General features: G+C 55.0%; 15 protein-coding genes and 1 tRNA gene. 2 read left to right on the top strand and 14 right to left on the bottom strand.

All coding sequences use genetic code 11. The features are described from left to right. Window positions 1-144: 144 nt before the first annotated feature. Genes M0R70_07300 through M0R70_07290 form a run of 3 tightly spaced genes read right to left on the bottom strand, consistent with a single transcriptional unit; the run spans window position 145 to window position 2,506 of the window. Window positions 145-996: a cytochrome C gene (locus M0R70_07300; protein ID MCK9419167.1), complete on the bottom strand. Its 852-nt coding sequence runs from the start codon at window positions 994-996 to the stop codon at window positions 145-147. Then, on the bottom strand, window positions 993-2,087 hold the full coding sequence (locus tag M0R70_07295; GenBank protein MCK9419166.1) for a cytochrome bc complex cytochrome b subunit: 1,095 nt from the start codon (window positions 2,085-2,087) through the stop codon (window positions 993-995). Before M0R70_07295 ends, M0R70_07300 begins: the two co-directional genes overlap by 4 nt. A gap of 5 nt (window positions 2,088-2,092) precedes the next feature. Next, window positions 2,093-2,506 carry a ubiquinol-cytochrome c reductase iron-sulfur subunit gene (locus tag M0R70_07290; protein MCK9419165.1) on the bottom strand — a complete coding sequence of 138 codons (414 nt, stop codon included), beginning with the start codon at window positions 2,504-2,506 and terminating at the stop codon, window positions 2,093-2,095. Window positions 2,507-2,721: 215 nt separating this feature from the next. Here M0R70_07290 and M0R70_07285 point away from each other — a divergent pair, with 215 nt between their 5' ends. Continuing rightward, window positions 2,722-3,738 (top strand): cytochrome c3 family protein, encoded by a 1,017-nt coding sequence (locus M0R70_07285; GenBank protein MCK9419164.1) that lies wholly within the window; start codon window positions 2,722-2,724, stop codon window positions 3,736-3,738. A gap of 95 nt (window positions 3,739-3,833) precedes the next feature. Continuing rightward, window positions 3,834-4,154 carry a cytochrome C gene (locus M0R70_07280; protein ID MCK9419163.1) on the top strand — a complete coding sequence of 107 codons (321 nt, stop codon included), beginning with the start codon at window positions 3,834-3,836 and terminating at the stop codon, window positions 4,152-4,154. Between the two features lie 58 nt (window positions 4,155-4,212). Here the strand turns inward: M0R70_07280 and M0R70_07275 are convergent. The 11 genes from M0R70_07275 to selB all read right to left on the bottom strand — a co-directional run bounded on the left by M0R70_07275 (window position 4,213) and on the right by selB (window position 18,954). Further along, a tRNA-Sec gene (locus tag M0R70_07275) sits at window positions 4,213-4,311 on the bottom strand. Window positions 4,312-4,428: 117 nt separating this feature from the next. Then, window positions 4,429-6,267, bottom strand: a complete 1,839-nt coding sequence (locus M0R70_07270; GenBank protein ID MCK9419162.1) for a PAS domain-containing protein — start codon at window positions 6,265-6,267, stop codon at window positions 4,429-4,431. Next, entirely contained in the window at window positions 6,268-7,170 is a 903-nt protein-coding gene (locus tag M0R70_07265; GenBank protein MCK9419161.1) for a PAS domain S-box protein, read from the bottom strand. It abuts the gene before it with no gap. Between the two features lie 149 nt (window positions 7,171-7,319). Next, entirely contained in the window at window positions 7,320-9,302 is a 1,983-nt protein-coding gene (locus M0R70_07260) for a cation:proton antiporter (protein MCK9419160.1), read from the bottom strand. A gap of 87 nt (window positions 9,303-9,389) precedes the next feature. Continuing rightward, window positions 9,390-9,626, bottom strand: a complete 237-nt coding sequence (locus tag M0R70_07255) for a hypothetical protein (GenBank protein MCK9419159.1) — start codon at window positions 9,624-9,626, stop codon at window positions 9,390-9,392. A gap of 49 nt (window positions 9,627-9,675) precedes the next feature. Further along, complete coding sequence (locus M0R70_07250) at window positions 9,676-12,750, bottom strand: CusA/CzcA family heavy metal efflux RND transporter (protein ID MCK9419158.1); 3,075 nt, start codon at window positions 12,748-12,750, stop codon at window positions 9,676-9,678. Between the two features lie 55 nt (window positions 12,751-12,805). Further along, the gene (locus M0R70_07245) at window positions 12,806-14,188 is read right to left on the bottom strand and encodes an efflux RND transporter periplasmic adaptor subunit (GenBank protein ID MCK9419157.1); all 1,383 of its coding nucleotides are present in this window, start codon (window positions 14,186-14,188) and stop codon (window positions 12,806-12,808) included. 1 nt (window position 14,189) lies between these two features. Further along, window positions 14,190-14,495: a hypothetical protein gene (locus M0R70_07240; GenBank protein MCK9419156.1), complete on the bottom strand. Its 306-nt coding sequence runs from the start codon at window positions 14,493-14,495 to the stop codon at window positions 14,190-14,192. Window positions 14,496-15,749: 1,254 nt separating this feature from the next. Beyond that, a complete protein-coding gene (locus tag M0R70_07235; GenBank protein MCK9419155.1) occupies window positions 15,750-16,550 on the bottom strand; it encodes an RluA family pseudouridine synthase in 801 nt (266 codons plus the stop codon). 161 nt (window positions 16,551-16,711) lie between these two features. Then, window positions 16,712-16,912 (bottom strand): hypothetical protein, encoded by a 201-nt coding sequence (locus tag M0R70_07230; protein ID MCK9419154.1) that lies wholly within the window; start codon window positions 16,910-16,912, stop codon window positions 16,712-16,714. Window positions 16,913-17,052: 140 nt separating this feature from the next. Continuing rightward, window positions 17,053-18,954 (bottom strand): selenocysteine-specific translation elongation factor, encoded by a 1,902-nt coding sequence (gene selB, locus M0R70_07225; protein MCK9419153.1) that lies wholly within the window; start codon window positions 18,952-18,954, stop codon window positions 17,053-17,055. Window positions 18,955-19,110 lie beyond the last annotated feature (156 nt).

The following is a 19,110-nucleotide window of genomic DNA, read 5'->3' as shown; positions in this document are numbered from 1 at the left end:
AAGGACCTCACAAAAATCTGTTGCACTTACTTGACCGCTAAATGTTTACCTTCTCGTTGGTACAATTTCCTTCTCAAAATGTTTGTTGTATCTCTTTGATCGCTGCGTTCTCTGAGGCTAACCGCTCTTTTCAGGATAGAGAATCTAATCCTCATGAAAACAACACAGCACTAAGATAATGATCCCCATGCCGGAGAACACCAGCATGAGAAATGCGGAGAAGTTCTTTCTAAAATTGAGCTCCCGGAACATTGCCTTTATATCGGCATCAAGCTTGTCAAGCTTTGCTGTTACGCCATCCGTTCGCTCCTTAACCAGATTGACATCCACCGTATGAAAGAGGGTGCGGAATTCAGCCTGGATATTGAACAGGCCCTTCTCTTCCTCGTCAGAGTAGATCCCCTCACGCTTCAATTCCTGAAGGCGTTTATCGAGCTCTGCAAATTTCTTTTCAGTAAGGAAGAGGGCCTGCTTCATGACCTTTGCCCGTTCATAGGCATGGCACTTTGTACAGAGCTGCTCATTGATAATATCAATGGTTGCTTTTTGAATATTATGGGCCCCGTGGCACGTTACGCAATTCGGGGCTTTTTGGGAGGCCGCGAGGGCCTTTCCATGCCCGCTTTCCATAAAATGGGACAGGATGCCGATATGGCATTTCCCGCAGAACTCCGGCACCTCCTTGGGCTGTGGACTGCCGACAAAGCCACGGTGGGGCGACATGGACAGCGAGGCGTCTTTCGGGTCTCCCCCATGGCAATGCTCGCATGAAATATTGTTCTGAGCATGCCAGCTTGACTGCCAGGCATCCGTGATCACGCGGAACTCCGGTTTCATGGTGTCCGATGAGTGGCATGAGATACAGAGATTCTCTTCGATCTGTTGACCCGCCCAAGTCTTCGTGAGAAACTCTTTTTCAAACTCTTCCTTGTATCCCGCCGTGGCCACCGTGGGGAGCAGGAAGATCATCATCAACGCAAAGACGTGGTATCTCATGAAGTTCTCCCCCAGAACAGGAAAATGAGCCACAGGGTAAGCAGAATTAAGAATAACCCGCGCAAAACGGGTCGTTTCATAATATTTTTCTCCTTGTAGGTATCCAGGAACGGCCAGATCAGAAATACGATGATCAGAACAGCCTGAAGCGTGATGCCGAAGAATTTATTCGGAATGAGCTTGAGGACCTGATAGGGCGCGAGCAGGTACCATGCCGGTCGGATTTCCGGAGGGGTTTTAAAGGGGTCAGCCGGCATATTCGCTTCTTCGGGGAAGATCAGGGACGGCAGGAAACTGATGAAGAAAAACATGACGGCGAAATATGCCATCATCATTAACATTTGTTTCCGGAAAAAATAAGGATAATACGGATTTCCGTCAGGGTGCGTTTTTCTCTTGTATTCCGTCATCGGCCGCTTTTCCTCATCGGCCTTTCCAAAAGGTGTTGCGGAGATGCCGGTCCGGTTGATGAGAAACAGATGGATGCCGATCAGCGTAAGGAAAATAGGCGGTAAAATGGCCACATGGAGAGCGAAGAACCTGCTGAGAGTTGTCGCCGTTACGTGGTCTCCTCCTCTGAGGATCCGGGCGATGGGTTCCCCGATAAGAGGAAAAGCCGTCGGCATCGATGTCACGACGGTTGTCGACCAGTAGCTGAGCTGAGTCCAGGGGAGGAGATAGCCGCTGAGACCGAAGATGATGACGAAAAGGAGCAACAGCCCCCCCCCAAGCCAGGTCAATTCCCGGGGCTGTTTATAATTTCCCATGAGGAAGACGACGATCATGTGCAGGAGAATGACCGTGATCATGAGGTTGCTGCCCACGGCGTGCATTTCTCTGAACAGCCAGCCGTAGGGGACCCTGGTCATGATCTCCTGTACACTCCTGAAGGCGTGGTCGGGGTGGGGTATATAATAGACAAGCAGGAGGATGCCGGTCACTGCCTCGATGACGTATGCAATGACGGCAATAAATCCGAGGGTATAAAAGATGTTGATGTTCTTCGGGATACGGTATTCGATCACCTTTGTCTGGACGAGACTGTCCGAACCGATTCGAATGTCAAGCCAGTTCTTGATTTTTACCCACATGATTATCACCCTAAGACTATGTTCCCGCCTTCGATCCTGATCGGAATGATGTTCAACGCTTTCGGCGGCGGTCCCGATACTACGTTTCCCTCGATGTCATAGATCCCTGCGTGGCAGGGGCAGAGGAATAACTGTTTTCTCTCGTTATAGTCGACTAAACAACCGAGATGGGTGCACACTCTTGAAAAAGCGATGAATCCCCTCTCAGGCCGGTTAATGACGACAACAGGTACATTTCCGTAAATGATGTTTCTGGCGCTGCCGGAAGGAATATCGGTTTTGCTGATGACGAGCTTTTTATTGCCGGCTCTTGCTGTCGGGAGTGACGTGAGAAATTTTACAAGGGAATAAGCGAACGAAAAGAAAGTAAGTGATCCGAGAAAGGTCAGAATAATTTTCAGGAATCTTCGCCGCTTCATCTCTGCCCACCCCGACGTTGGATTTTTTTCATAAGTCAGTCATAGCGTCGAAAAAAATACTAACAAAATTGCAATAGGCTGTCAAGCTAATAGCAGGAAGACCGCCACAATTTATTTATTTAATTTGCGCACGGTAAAGTATTGACATCAGGTTTGACCTATGCTATAAATCCTAATCAAGTTTTAGCGATTATTAATTATAATTTGAGGCGTGCATGAAGTTATTCGATTGGACAAAAGAAAAGATCAATCAGCTCGCGGAGCGGCTCAAAGAACCTATTTCCCTGAAGGCAAAACTGCTTATTATCGCGCTGCTCCTGATCATTGTATTGGGCGGCGGTTACGTTGCTTATCGATTTTATGATTTTTCCCAGAATAATCCCAAGTTCTGCGTCGGGTGTCACCTGATGCAACCGGCATACGACACCTGGGCGGAGAGCGAGCACAAACAGCTCAACTGTCACGATTGCCATCACCTCTCGGTCGCTGAACTGAACTCACTGCTGCTCAGCTTCGTATTGAAGCGTCCGACCGTGGTGCCCGAGCGTCATAAAGAGCATGTCATCGTGAGCCAGAAATACTGCAACCAGTGCCACACCGAGGGCAAGGCGGCGAGGATCAATAAGTCTCTCTTCCATGCCAAGCACGTGTATATGGAACAGCTCGAATGCACGCAGTGCCACGGCGAGATAAAAGCCGACAAGAGCGGTCTCCACCGCTTCCTGCCCACGGAAAAATTCTGTACCAAGTGTCATATGGGCAGGCAGGTGCATGGCGAGGGCATGGGCGGTCTTGCCTGTCTCAACTGCCATACTGACCGGAGCAAGGACCTTAAGCCCGGGCGCCTTAAATGTCTCTATTGCCACAGCAACGATGAAAGCATTAAGAGGCAATTGAAGGACGATGCCACCCTTGACGTGCGGTTCTTTACGCCCGATGCCATTACGATCCGGAAGGCCAAGAAGATTCGCTTGAACGAAAAGTCGCCTATGCAGTTCTATTGTTATGAGTGCCACAAACCGCATGAGGCGGGCAGGGTCCGGCCCCATAATGAAGACTGCCTGCGCTGCCATACGGGCGTGCCGAAGATCGGAAAACACAACGTCCACCTCGCGATTGACATGAAGTGTCAGGACTGTCACAAACAGCATGTCTGGATCGTGACCGAGGCATCGGCGAAAACGGATTGTGTCGCCTGTCACGAGTATCGGAGTCCGAAGGCGTTTTTCTAAGAGAGTGATGGAGGGACGAATCAATGACCGGCCGCTGCAACAGATTGCTTTGATTGCTTTGTATATATTTTAAACACGGAAGGAGGTGAAACTAAATGAAGAAATTATTCGTATTGGCCCTCGCAATTGTAATGATGCTGTCTATGGTTGCTTCAGTATTTGCCAGCATGAAGACGGTGGAATTCGAAGGCAAGGGAGCGGGTAAAGTCATTTTTGACGGTGCCGCACATAAAGCGAAAGGCTTAGTTTGCAAAGATTGTCATACGTCCCCCAAGCTCTTCGCGATGAAGAAGGGTGCTGACGTCATTTCCATGAAAGACATGGAGGACGGCAAAGCCTGCGGCGCATGCCACAACGGCACCAAGGCTTTTAGTGTAAAGGATAAAGCAACCTGTGCCAAGTGTCACAAGAAATAAGCTGTCTTTATAGACGTACAAACCCTCACGGATCACTTCGTGAGGGTTTTTTTATTTATGGCGGGAGAGCATGAGAATCGAACTCACCTTTCCTGACCAAAGCCAGGAAACAGCGGATTTGAAGTCCGGGGCCGTCACCAGATCGGCATCCTCTCCCGTATTGACAGGCAATTGAAAATGAAGAATTGACGATGGAGCTACTGATTCAGGGCTTCATTATACTTGAGGTGACCGAGGAGCGCAACTATATTCCCATCGCAAAGCACTTCGGACTTCACGTCAGCAACGCATTCAGCGTGTCGCGCAGTTCCTCGATATTATATGGCTTCTTCAGGAACGACCTGAACCCGAGCTTCTGATAGTCCGCTGCCATGGCATTATCCGAATAGCCGCTCGATACGACCGCCCTCACGTCGGGATCGATAGCCCGCAGTTTCTGGATCGTATCAATTCCGCCCATGCCGCCCCGGATCGTGAGGTCGAGAATGACGATATCATAGGGATGGCCGGCTTTCCGCGCAGTTTTATATTTGAAAAGGGCCGCTTCACCGTGCTCCGCGAAGTCTACGTCATGTCCGAGGGCGTGTATCAATTCACCGGCGACCGATCTGACCACTTCATCATCGTCCATGAGCAGAATCCTGCCCCGGCGCACGGGCCGGGTAACGACAGCAACAATTGGTTTTGTTGCGGCCGGCGCGGCCGCCGGAATATAGACGACAAAGGTGCTGCCTTTGCCCGGCAGTGATCGTATGTCGATTAAACCGCTATGGTTCTTGACGATTGAATAGGACGTGGCAAGGCCCAGGCCGCTGCCTTTTTCCTTGGTCGTGAAATAGGGGTCGAAAATCTTTACGAGGTATTGTTCCGGAATGCCGACCCCGTTGTCCTTGATGGATATTTTTACGTAACGCCCGCCCTTCAAATCCTGCGGCAGATCGCTATCAGGGGCCTCGACATTTTCAGCCGTGATCTCCACACGGCCCCCCTCCGGCATTGCCTGATCGGCGTTCAGCACGATGTTCTGGATCACCTGCCCGAGCTGGCCGCTGTCCGCGTCAACGGCCCAGAGATTTCCGCTGATGTTGAGGATATGATCGGAGCGCGAGCCACTCAGGGCGAACCGTACCGCGTTCTCGATCACCGGCCGGAGGTCGGTCCGCTGCTTCACCGGTTTCCCCCCCTTTGAGAAGGTAAGGAGCTGGGAGGTTAGGTTGACCGACATATGCAGAGCCTTCTCGGCCTGTTCAAGCGCCTCGACGCTCTTTTCCTTGTGGTCCGCGTTCAGTTTCGCGAGGGAGATGTAGCCGAACACGCCCTGCAGGAGATTGTTGAAGTCATGTGCGATCCCGCCGGCGAGCGTGCCGATGGCCTCGAGCTTCTGGGTCTTGAGCCGCTCTTCTTCAAGGAGGCGGCGCTCCGAAACATCGATAATGAACCCCTCCAGGGCAAGCAGGCAGCCCGCCGGCGAGAAAACCCCCTGCCCCTGCTCCCAGACCCATCGCTCCTGCCCGTCGGCCCCGCGGATCCGGTAGTTCAGCGTGTATTTGTCCCTCGATCCAACGGCCTTCTGCACAGCATCCCACACCAGCTTCTGATCGTCGGGGCGGATCAGGTCGTTATAGGCGATCTTCGCGTTCCCGATCAGGTCCGCAGGCTGGTAACCTGTCAGGCCGGCTGCGCCCTCGCTCACGTATTCCATGGCCCAGTTCCGGTCATTGCAGCAGCGGTAAGCCATGCCCGGAAGATTGCTCATCAAGGTCTTGAGTGACCGTTCACTCTCATGGAGCGCCTCCTCGGCTAACTTGCGCTCGCTGACATCGATGGTTACCGCAAGCGCGGAGACGATCTCTCCCCTGTCGTTGCGCAGGGGCACGGCATGACTATACAACCAGCGAGGTCTCCCCTTCAGGCCGATTATCTTGAACTCAAGGGCGCCGGATTTGCCCTGGAAGACATCCTGCACCTGGGCCTGAAAGGCCTCGCGATGTTCTTCGGACACCAGTGGATACAAACAGTGGCCCCGCACCTGGTCGAGTGAATTAGCCTCGATCATGTCGAGTCCGGCGCGGTTCATACTCTGCAGAGTCCCGTCCGCAGTGATCAGCTTCACTCAGGTGGGCGCCGCCTCGATGACCGTCTCCAGGAATTTCCGGCTTTCCCGCAAGGCCCCTTCCGCTTGTTTGCGTTCGGTGATGTCCTGGGCGATTCCCCGGAAGATCACGGGTTTTCCCAAGCCGTCGTATTGCGCCTCGCCGCGGGCATGGATGAATCGCGTCGAGCCGTCGCCGTGGACAATGCGGTACTCCGTGCTGTACGGCTTTTTCCCGAAGACGGCTTCTCTGACGGCTTTTTGGAAGGGTTCCCGGTCATCGGGATGCATCATGTCCAGCAGCATCTGGAAGGTAAACTTCTTTTCGCGGGGGTTGATGCCGAATATGCGCTTCATTTCGTCGGACAAGCTTATGACGTTCGTCGAGATGTCACGTTCCCAGCTTCCGACATGGGAGATTCTCTGCGCTTCTTCGAGTTGCGACCGTTGCTGCTGAAGGAGTATTTCTGTCTCTTTGCGTTCGGTGACGTCGCGGCAAATAGCCAGCAACCTATTGGGACTGCCCTCATCATCACGAATGAGTGTGGACCGGGTGGAACGATAACGCCAGCCGCCGTCCTTATGACGGACGCGGTATTCAGAGAGCAGCTTCCCCGTATTGATCAATTCGCTCATTCTGTTCTTCATCATTACCGCGTCATCCGGATGAAGGTTGCTGAAGCCATCCGGATTCGGATCATCGCCGACCGCATAGCCGAGGCTGGCGTAGTACGCGCTGTTCGCGAAGAGATGGCGCCCCTGCAAGTCGGTCACTATTATGGCATCATCTGCCGTCTCCACCAGGGTACGGTACTTCCCCTCTGATTCCTGGAGTTTCTTTTCCAGCTGCTTGCGCTCGGTGAGGTCCTCACCGTTGCACAGCGGCTGATTTGAGTTCGTATCCGATTTTTGAGTGTCAGCCATGGAACGTTCTCCTCGCATGGATCGGTGAATACTGTTCAACTATATCTTAGATATTGTTGTTTTGTGCGGTCTTCGGCGGTAGCATCAAAAAAAGTGCGAAGAGACCCCTGCAATTCTCAAAATCACGGACAGTCCTTCGCAATGAACGATCACGGCTGTTTCCGCGTCAGGAGATTCATCGCCTCGTCAAGTTCCTTATGCCCGCCGATGAGCACGACAATATCATCGGGCTGCAACGTGAAGTCAGGCCCCGGATTGGTGTTCGCTTCTCCGTTCCGCGCGATGGCAATGACCGTGGCGCCGGTATTCTTCCGGAGATCAAGCTCACGGAGCGTACCGCCCACGGCGGGCGATCCGGGATCCAGCTGGACATGGTCCACCGTCGCATCGGCGAAGAGCGCCGCAATGCGGCCGAGGTTCTCCTGGTCCAGGGAATACCCGCGCAGCATCTTGTACCCTCCGAACCGCACGAGCTGGATCTGGTTCGCGATGACGTTGTTCGGGACATGATATTCATGCAGCACGCGCGAAAATATCTCGATCGAGGTTTCGAACTCCTCGGGGATCACCTGATTTGCGCCGAGCTTGTAGAGCTCGTCGACGTCGGCAGCGTACCGCGTACGGATGAGAATGAATATCGAAGGGTTGAGCTCGCGCACCGTGCGCACGGCGATCCGGGTTGCGGCAAAGTCTGATATGGCGAACACGATCACCTTGGCGCAGTCAACGCCCGCCCGCATCAGCACTTCGCTTCTCGTGATGTCTCCGTAGATGATGGACTCCCCCGCATCACGCGCCTTCCTGATGGTATCGGCGTTCACTTCCAGCACCACATAGGGGAGGTGAGTGGCCTTGAGCGTCCTGGACAGGTTTCTGCCGTTCAAGCCATATCCCGCAATGATGGTATGCCCGGTGAGCGTGCAAACATCGCTTTTATCTCCCGGTACAGAGGCCAGGTTCGGCAGCAGTCCCGTGATCCACGGACCCGCCTGGATGAGGAAGGGCGTTGCGAGCATGCTCAGGATGGAGGTGTTGATGAACATCTGGAAAATGTCTTGACCCATCAGGCCGCTTATCTGGCCCTGCTGCGCCAACAGAAATGAAAATTCGCCGATCTGCGCCAGGCCGAGTCCCGCGAGCAGGGAACTCCGGACCGGATAACGCAGCATGGCCGCGGTCACGGCCACCAGCCCGGATTTCAGAAGAACGAGCAGGAGCGCCATGACAAGGAGTAGGACCCAGTGGGCCATGAAATAGTCGGTCTGGAGCAGCATGCCGATGGAGATAAAGAAGATGCTTGCGAAATAATCGCGGAAGGGCATGATCTCGACCACGATGTGATGGCTGTATTCTGATTCGGAAATGATGAGGCCCGCAAGGAACGCGCCGAGGGCGAGCGAAAGGCCGAGACTGTAGGTGATCCACGCCGTACCCAGGCACAGCAACACCACGAGGAGGAAGAACATCTCCCGATTCCTGAGCCGGATCACCTGGTGGAGCAGGAAGGGGACAACCTGGCGAGCCGCAAAAAAAACGCCGACCAGCCCCAGCACGGCCTTGCCCAGGGAAAGAAGCACGGACAGCGGCGTGACCGCGCCGAGTGCGCTTGACTCGGCGAGGACCGGCAGCATGAGCATCATGGGCACGACGGCAATGTCCTGAAACAGCAGAATGCCGGTGGCAAGCCTGCCGTGGGTCGTGTCGAGATCCGACCGGTCAGAGTACATCTTGAGCACGATCGCGGTGCTGCTGAGCGATGCGAGAAAGCCGAAGAACAAGGCCTGGGGCAGGGGATAGTGGAACAGGAGCGCAATGCCGGTGACCGCGGCGATCGTCAAAAGAACCTGGGTGCCGCCGCCGATCAGGAACTGGCGGCCCGATTTCATGATGTCAGCGATCGAGAACTCGAGTCCGACGGTGAACAGGAGCAGAACAACGCCGATATCAGCGAGCCGTTCAACGACGCGGGTCTCGGTGATAATGGCGGCGCCGTAAGGGCCGATGAGCACGCCGGTGATCAGGAACCCCACGAGCGCCGGCAGTTTTGCGCGGTGGAAGAGATAGGTGATCGGAAGCGAGACGGCGAGGATGATGATCAGCTCTCGAAGTATGGTGATTTCCTGATCCTGCATTCAATTATGATAGCATATTTTTAAGAAATAGCACAGGAGAGAAAAATAGTTTGTGCAGTGAAAAAAGGGAAAGAATGTGTTGGCTTGTTAACGATCTCGTTCCCGCGCAATCCTGTTCCTGCGCTTCACTATCACGACCAGAAAAACGGGCCCGCATATCAATCCGCCCAGGGCAAAGGTGAGCGGCGCCTTGATCCAGTGGGTGACGGTGCTGGCAAACAGACTGCCGAACGGTGTTAATCCGCCGAAGGCCAAGGTGTACGGTCTCATAACGCGGCCGCGCAGGCGGTCCTGGGTATTCAGCTGGACCGTTGTGTTGGCCATATTGATGTAAGCTGCTACCAACAGATAATGCATCAGCGCTTAAATCAGTTTACTGTTCTCCGTCGATTGCCTTTGCCCGGCCGAATACGGCATATAATACCGGAAGCACGAGCAAGGTAAGCAGTGTCGAGGAAACAACACCGCCAATGACGACTGTGGCGAGCGGCCTCTGCACCTCGGCCCCTATGCCGGTGTTAATTGCCATGGGGATGAAGCCGAAACTGGCGACCAGTGCGGTCATGAGCACCGGGCGAAGGCGCTGTTCGGCCGCCTTCTGGATTGCTTCGATCAGCGGTGTCCCCTTGGCGAGCAGGTCCCGCACCGCGGAGACCAGCACCATATCGCCGAGGACCGCAACACCCGAAAGAGCAACAAAACCGACCCCAGCCGAGATGCTGAAGGGGATGCCCCGCAACCACAGGGCAACGATGCCGCCGACCGCGGCGAAGGGTACGCCGGTGAAGACCCGGGCAGCATCCAGGACCCGCCCATAGGTGAAATAGAGCAGCGTAAAGATGAGGGCCAGAGCCACCGGGATGACGATCATCAGCCGTTGCTGCGCGCGTTGGAGGTTCTCGAACTGGCCGCCGTAACGGATGTAGTATCCGCTTGGGAGCTTGACTTCTTGCTCGATTGACTCCTTGATGTCGGCCACGAAGCTTCCCACGTCACGGCCACGCACGTTCGCCTGCACGACGACCCGCCGCTTGCCCCATTCACGGTTGATGGTGGATGGTCCTTCAGACGATTTGATTTTAGTGAGCAGCGACAGCGGGATGCGCTTCCCGCTCTCCGTGGTCACCAGGATGCGGCCAAGATCCTCCGTCTCTGAACGATACTTGTCGGCAATGCGCACCGCGATGGGGAAGCGCCGGTCTCCTTCCTGCAACATGCCGACCTCCCTGCCACCGAGGGCTTCAATGATCTCAAGGACCTCTCTCGCATGAATGCCATGGCGGGCAACGGCGTTTCGGTCCACTTCAACCTGCAGCAAAGGCTGGCCGGTAACCTGCTCCACGCTCACATCGGCGGCTCCGGATACTTTCCTGACCAATTTTTCGACTTCTTTTGCCTTGGTCTTCAGGATTTCGAAATCATCTCCGAAGATTTTGATCCCCACATCGGAGCGTATGCCGGCAATCATTTCGTTTACCCGCATCTCAATCGGCTGGGTAAAGATCATTCGCATGCCCGGCATGACTTTCAGCTCCTTCTCCATGACCGCAACCAGTTTTTCCTGGGTGCGGGCACGCTGCCATTTTTCCCTCGGCTTGAGAGTTATGAAGATGTCGGAGAGCTCCACCCCCATTGGATCGGTGGCAATTTCGGCGCTGCCGGTGCGGGTCCAGATCCGTTCGATCTCGTTCGGAAATTTATCCAGCAATGCCCGCTCAAGGCGGGTGCCGTAGCGCACGGACTCATCCAGTGACACGCTGGCAAGGCGAACAGTGTTGATGACGATGGACCCTTCCATCAGGCGCGGCACAAATTCCGAGCCGAGCCGGGTCGCGAGAATGCCGGCAATACAGAGACTGCCGAAAGCGATGGCAAGTACGGCTGTGCGCCGGCGCAAGGCAAAGCCCAGGATCGGGCGATAGATATCTTTGAGCCTGCGGACGAGCCAGGGTTCCTGGTCCTCTTTTTTGCGCTTGAGGCTGAAGCCGGCCAGCACCGGCATGAGGGTCAGCGACATGGCCATGGAGCCTAAGAGCGCGAAAATGACGGTCAGGGCCATGGGGCGGAAGAGTTTGCCCTCTACCCCTTCCAGAGCCAGAATCGGCAGGTAGACGATCATGATGATCAGTTCGCCGAACATGGTCGGTTTACGGACCTCGATGGCCGCTTCGCGCACCACGTCAATGATGCTCCGGTCGCTCTTGTCTCCGGCGAGACGGCGCTCCGCGTTCTCGATCATGATTACCGAGCTGTCCACGATCAGGCCGAAGTCGATGGCCCCGAGACTCATCAAACTCCCGGCGATACCGAAGCGAAGCATCAGGTCGAAGGCGAACAGCATGGAGAGCGGGATGGCCAGGGCAACGATCAGCCCGGCGCGGATATTTCCCAGAAAGACGAAGATAACGGCGACGACGAGGATCGCCCCCTCGAAGAGGTTCTTCTCCACGGTATGGAGTACCTTGTCCACCAGCGAAGTCCGGTCGTAAGCGGTAGCAACCTCCGCCCCCTTGGGCAGGGTCTTCTTGACCTCCTCCAAACGGGCCTTGAGCCGGGTCGTGACATCGTGGCTGTTCTCACCCATGAGCATGAAACCGAGGCCGAGGACTGCCTCGCCCTTGCCATCGGCCGTCACCGCGCCGCGACGGATTTCACGCCCCTCCACCACCCGGGCCACATCCGCCACCCGAACGGGGACCCCTTCCTTGGCGGCAATAACGATACCTTCAATATCCGCTGGCGTCGTAACGATGGCAACCCCCTGTACCAGGCTCGACTCACCCGCCTGGTCGATGGTGCCCCCGCCCACGTTGGCGTTGTTCCGTTCGACAGCCTCTATCAGCAGATCCATGGTCAGGCCGCGCCTGGCCAGCACCTCCGGATCAACGACGATCTCGAAGCGCCGCACGTCACCGCCCCAGGTGTTCACCTCCGCCACCCCGGCCACCGAGCGCATCTGGGGCTTCACCACCCAGTCATGCAGCGTCCGGAGCTCGGCAAGAGACTTGTCCTTGGCAATAAGCAGGTAGTGAAAGACCTCCCCGAGTCCTGTAGCCACCGGCCCGAGTTGAGGTTTTTCGATTCCGGAAGGAAGCGCAACGCCCTGGACCCGCTCCATGACCACTTGGCGGGAAAGGTAGATGTCGGTCCCATCTTCGAAGATCACCGTTACCTGGGACATGCCGAAACGGGAGGTGGATCGGACTTCCTTGAGTTTTGGCAGCCCCGAAATCGCCTGTTCCAGGGGCGCCGAAACCTGGCGCTCAATCTCCAGCGGCGAGAGAGCCGGGGCCACGGTGTTCACCTGGACCTGAATCGGGGTCGTATCCGGGAAGGCGTCCAGGGGCAGCCGTAGAACTGCAAGTATCCCGAGAACAGCAACCACGGACCAGGCAACGATGACCACCAGCCGGTGGTTGAGTGACCAATGGATGATTTTATTCAGCATTACATCTCCCTGTCAGATTGCTATTTAGTTTCCATCCGGAAACTCCGGATGGAAACTATTTATTGTCCACTTCGCAACAGCCGGCGCCGATGGAGTCCTTGAGTGTTTCCGTTTTGAGCAGGAAACTGCCGGCCACAACAATCTCCTCGCCAACCTCGACCCCCGAGGCAATCTCCACCAGGTCGCCATTGCTGCTGCCTGAGGCCACCTGTACCCGTCGGGCTTCGTATTCGTTGGGCGCCAGTCTAACGAAGACAAGTTTCACGGACTTTGCCCTCTGGATGGCGTCTCGGGGCACAGCCGACGACGACCGGGAATCTCCGACGGAGATGCGTGCCTGGCCATACATGTTGGCCCTGAGGAGTCCCTCGGGATTTGCGAGCCGAACTCGTGCCGTTGCAGTCCGCGTCTGGGGATCGATCAACGGCGCGATATGCGCGATGGCGCCGCGAAACTCGCGTCCAGCGAGTCCATCCATGATAATGACGACGCCTGTCCCGGTTTTTACGGTTCCGAGCTCTGCTTCGGGCAGGGCAATCTCCGCCCACATTGATGACGTATCCACGATCTCGAAGAGCGGCGTCTGGGACTCCACATAGCGATCAAGAGAGACGGTGCGTTGGGTGATTACCCCGGAGATGGGCGCTGTTACCGAGTAGCGGCCGTTATTGCCGGTAGTGGCGCCCACTCCGCGCAGCGATGCCTGCAGCGACTCAAGCTCGGCGGTTGCTTCGTCAAGAGATTGTTGGGCGGCTTGAACTTCCTTCCTGGAAGAAATCCCTTTTTTCTCCAGTTCCGCCTCACGACGGTAGCTTGCCTCTGCCGTCTGCATCCTGGAACGTGCCGCAGTGAGTCGCGACTGGTCACTGCTCACTGCGGCACTTTCAATGACGGCAAGTACTGATCCCGCCGACACCCAGGAGCCAATGTCAGCCGATACCCCCCTGACCATCCCCGGAGCGCGGGCTGTCACCTGGGCGACTCTGGTGGCATCGTACCTGATGACGACCGGGGCTATAATCTCAGCCATACCCCGGCCGGCTACTGCTTTTGTGGTTTCAATCCCGGCCAGACGGTCAGTGTTTTTGCCCTTGAGTATCACCTTGGTCCCGTCAGGTGGAGCGTCATCGCCGGCGACGTCCACAGCCGGCCGCCCGCCCCGCTCGGGGTGGCAGATTGGGCAGACCGACTCGGGTAAGTCATGCTCGGCACACCAGTCTCCCTTGGCCTGGAAGATGGGGGCGAGCTTCGGATTGCACTTGGTGCAGAGAGCTTCAAGCACCCCGTGTTCCTTGCAAAGGCCCGCTTCCTGAGCAGCCTTCCGGGGATCGGCAGCCGACTGTTTGACCGCCATCGGCGCTGTTGCAGTCTCCTTCTTGCTGCAACCGGAGATCGCGGCAAGAGCAATGAGCGTTACCAGAATGGCTAACCGGCGCATGTCACTTGCTCCCTTTGGGCGGACGTACGATGTTCAGTTGCGGGTTGCACTTCTTGCACTGGGATTTGGGCAGACCGTGCTTTTCGTCCCAATCGCCGGTAGCCTTGAAGGCCGGGATAAGCGACTTGTCACAGCGAGTGTCCAGAGACTCGGGAACTCCGTGCTCACCGCACCAGTCTTCGTAAGAACCCGGCTTGGCTTCTTTCGCACCATGAAGGTCCTTGGCCGGTTTGGCGGACTCTGCCGCATAAGCGGATACTGATAGGGATACGAACAGGACGATTGACAGCAGAATTGAACGACGCATGATAGTTCTCCTTTTATTATGGAATAGTTTGTTGACCATCTTTCGTTGGCTGAGACGAGCTGAACGACGGCATCGGCGGCTTCAAACAGTCGCTTCGCGCATTTCCGCCGCGTCTCAACAAAACAGAACAGTGCACCTGCAACGCTGTTCACGGCCGAAGTTCCGCAGCGATTGCCGCTGAGATTTCTATCACTCGGGCCATCGGTGTTTCATCTCCTATGGAGAATCAACTCAGGTTGTCTGTGTTCAATTGGGGTTAGGCGAGGTTTTGCGGAGGTATAAAAATGGGGATATTGACGTCAGGCAAAATCGTAAACTGTTCCAGAGAAATCAGTTGAGCTATTGAAGGATCATTGTTGGCGGAAATTGCCGGGGTTAACGGAGCATAAGATGAGCAACAACCGCAGGACGTGCAGTTATCGGAATCTGGTTTGTTTTCATCGGGGCAGCACGGGTCTTTGCCCTGGTCAGCATCATTCGATTTCGCGGAATGGTTTACGTCGGCCTTTTTAAGGCCTGGCTCCAGCTCGTAACAGCAGGCCGGCGCCACAAGCAATACCATAACTATAAGCTGTGCCACAGCTATTGCCTTGCAATAGAGACGCCTGGAAAAAATGATATGGAGTTGACTCAAAATAATCATAAAAGTATTAAGAAAGTATTAACACATACGACTGAGGAATGTCAAGATGAAAGGTGAATCCCGCGACTTACTATCCCCCGGTTCCAACTGGAGGGAACCCCACTTGACAGCACTTCTCAAGCTGGAAATAGATATATTCTATATATGGCACTGAGCGTAGAGTGCATGCATTGGATTAGTGACGTGTTTTATTGCGGATGTCTGTCCGATTTGGCTCTCTGTCAATGCTTCCGGATGATACAAGGCAGGTACGATAGCAGCGATACGCAGGTTGACAATATTATCGTTTCAAGGAATGGAATCTTCCACAGCTGCATCCAGGTGCCGATGAGAGATATAAACTGACCGGACCAGAACGACCGAAAGTTCCGGTGACGCAGGGAGCGGAAGAGGGTTTTTATTATTGAGGATTCTTGTATCGGCATAATACGGATTATTTATTACAGTATATCACCTGGCAGTCTGTTGGAAAAGAGGCTGGAGAAAAACAGATATGAATTTTGCTGAAGTGTTGATTACCTTTACCTTTATGTATTTCCTGATTTTGGCAACTGTTAACGCAGGGGGGAGACGCGCGTCCTCTGCACGTCGTTCCGGACTCGCTGCTTATTTCATTGTGTCGGGTTTCGCTTTACTCTACCCGGCCTGCCCGGCTGATTGGCCGATATTCGCAGTGTCTGAACAGGCGGGGGGATTGTCGGGCTGTTCTCACTATCGATGCGACCCACCAGAGTTGTAAAAAAATCAGGAACTGTTGATTCGAAGCTGAGCTGTTTATCGCTGAAGGGATGTTTGAAGGAGATCGATCTGGCATGAAGAGCCATGCGGGAAGCCGGATCATCCACGTGGCCGTACTTCGTGTCTCCGACTATCGGGTGTCCAATTCCCGCCAGATGCACCCGGATCTGGTTCTTCCTTCCGGTCAACAGGTCCAGCTCCAGCAGAGAAAGGCCTTTTATCATCCTGAGCACGGTATACGCCGTTTGGGCAAGCTTGCCTTTCGTGCTGTCGGAGGTAGAGTAAACGTTATATGCTTTGTCCTCTGCCAGGTAGGTGGTGATGGTCCCCGAGCTCTTCTCACACGTGCCATACACTACGGCAAGATATTTTTTCCTTGTTTGTTTCCACCGGTCCTGCAAACGGAACTTCGCTTCATCGCTTTTTGCGAAGATGAGTACCCCGGAGGTGTCCCGGTCGAGCCGGTGAACGACAAAAAGACGTTTTCGTGATCTGCCGCAACCCGTGCGGAAGTAATCCGTTAAAATGGAATGGGCGGTGAGTGATTTTTCCCGCTCCGTGGCAACGGTCAACAGGCCCGCTGGTTTATCCACCACAAGGATGTCTTTGTCCTCGTAAAGGATCGCGAGGCCTTTCGGCAGGAATCTGGCGCCTGAAACAGATCGTTTTCGCATAGCAAATTCTCTATCATTAATACAAACGCAATAATTGTTGCTATATCATTTGTAGGGCAACCCTTCAGGGTTGCTTAAAGCAAGGCTAAAGCCTTGCCCTACAGGTAACAATATTTTATTCGTTGGGCTTGGGAAAGTGCATTGCACAACCTGCAAGACTATTATGCAGTGGTCGTAAAATCTGTCAATACAAGGACTTTAATTTCTTTGATCTTCTTGAGCTTCTTGTCATTGGTGAGGAATGCGTCGAAAACTTCTTTGGTAAGGGGCCCGAACTGGGGATGAGCTTCAATGTAATAGATGATGGGCGCGGTATCAATAAAGAGGGAATTAAGCCGACTCAGCTCTTCAGCGATGGTCATACCCGGTCTTCCTGCGGAAGTTTATCAATCTCCTTCTCGATTTTTTCTATGGTTGAACCTTTCGACATGATCATTCTCCCTTGAAAAAATCATACTACAAACCCTTTGAAAAGGCAAGGCAACTATTCATGAAATGCTGATCACCCCCGCAGCATCCTCTTGTCCCCGACCCGCTGCGTCAGCTTTTGCGTGTCGAAGTATTCCATGAGCGGCACGGCGAACTTGCGGGAGGTCTTTGCCAGGTCCCGGAACTCGCCCATGGTGATCTCTTTCTTTTCCTGAAGATACTTTATCAGATCTGCCTTGATCTTCTCCATCACATCCTTGTCAAGATGGACCGAGTCCGTGATCCGGACAATACGGCTTTCATCAGCGAGCAGTTTCAGCAGGTCCCTTGCGTCCTTGTCCGAGATGCTGAAAAGGGCGGGGAGCTCTTCCCTGAGCGGGGGCTGGGTGCCGCCTTTCTTGATCGCCTCGACGATCCTGTTCTTGACCTCTTCATTGATCTTGCCGCCTGCCGCCTTGAACCCCGGGACCTTGAGCTTGGAGCCTTCAGACTCCAATTCCTTCTTCTTCAAGAGGCCTTCGATGGTCGTGTTCAGGACCTTCGGGTTTATCCTCATGCGCAGCATTCCCTTGAGCTCTTCCTTGTCCAGACCGGCTTTGAGAGGATTGTCCTTGTGGAATACCTTGATGAGGTCAAGCGTCTTTTTCTCGAGCGCCGCAAGATGGGATGTGTGCACGTAGAGATTGTCGACCCGCAGAACAATTTTTTTCTGCGCCAGGGATGCGAGCGCGGAAACGGTCTCCTGCTTGTCAGCGGCGATGGTGCCGACGGCCTCGTTCTCTTCCATTCCCGTAAGGCCTTTGCCGGATATCAAGAGCGCCAGCCGCTCCTCGGCTTTTCCCTTTTCAAGAATGCCGAGGTTCGCGAGAGACTCCTTCATCGCTGAAGGTTTGTGACGACGCGTATGAGGATTCAGCACCACGCCGCCGCCGAGTGTTTCCATGGGAGAGTAGAAGCGCAGGATATACCGGTCTCCCTGCTGGATGATCACGGGTTGTTCCAGCCGGAGTTGTACAAAGGCCTCCTCACCCGGCGCAAGCTGGTTCGTTCCGAGGACCGTGATCCTGCCGATGGCCTCCTGGGTGCTGTTATAGAACCGGACACGCGAACCGGTCTTGAGCCCGCGGGGCGACTGCTTCAGAAGGTCGAGCTTTGCGTCGAGGGTCTTGGTCGGCTTGAAGAACCCGGGGCTTACGATGGTGTCGCCGCGTGAGAGCTGGTCTTTCTCGATCCCCTGAAGGTTCACGGCAGTACGCTGGCCCGCCACGGCGCGCTGGGCCGCCTGGTTGTGGGATTGGATACCGCGTACTTTTGTTTTGGTTCCCTTCGGCAGGATCTCGACTTCCTGTTCCGCGCTGATCGTGCCGGAAAGCAGGGTGCCGGTGATGACCGTGCCGAAACCTTTCATGGTGAAGACCCGGTCGATGGGGAGACGAAGGATGCCGTTCGATGACTTGGGAGACACCTCGGCCGCGAGCTTGCCGAGCTCCTGGACGAGAAGCGGCAGGTTCTCGCCTGTCTTGGATGAGACCGGGACCAGAGGGGACTTTTCGAGGAACGTGCCTTTGACCACCTCGCGGACCTCGTCCTGCACGAGCGTGAGCCAGTCCTTGTCCACCATGTCCATTTTCGTCAGCACGATCAGTCCCTTTTTCACGCGAAGGAGATCGCAGATGGCAAGATGCTCCCGGGTCTGGGGCATGACGCCTTCGTCCGCGGCGATCACGAGCATCACGATGTCCATGCCGCCGACGCCGGCAAGCATGTTCTTGATGAGCCCTTCATGGCCGGGCACATCCACGATGCCGAGGCGGTTGCCGCCCGGAAGGTCGAGGGACGCGAACCCGAGGTCAAGGGTGATGCCGCGCTCCTTCTCTTCCTTCAGACGGTCCGGGTCCGTGCCGGTGAGCGCCTTGACGAGGCTTGATTTGCCGTGGTCGATATGTCCGGCTGTGCCGAGGATGATGTATTTCATAGAATCAGGGTTCAGGGGTCAGGGGTCAGTAAATTTTGAGTAAATATTGTATGTGGCTAATTCGACAGGCGAGTACTGCGCTCCCGTCGGTTGCTCGTAATGACACGATTGAGTGCTTTGGCTTTAATTACAATGATAGGATAGCTGGACAATGAT

Source organism: Nitrospirota bacterium (assembly GCA_023229435.1).
Classification (GTDB): domain Bacteria; phylum Nitrospirota; class UBA9217; order UBA9217; family UBA9217; genus JALNZF01.
This window is presented reverse-complemented; position numbering and strand designations above follow the sequence as displayed.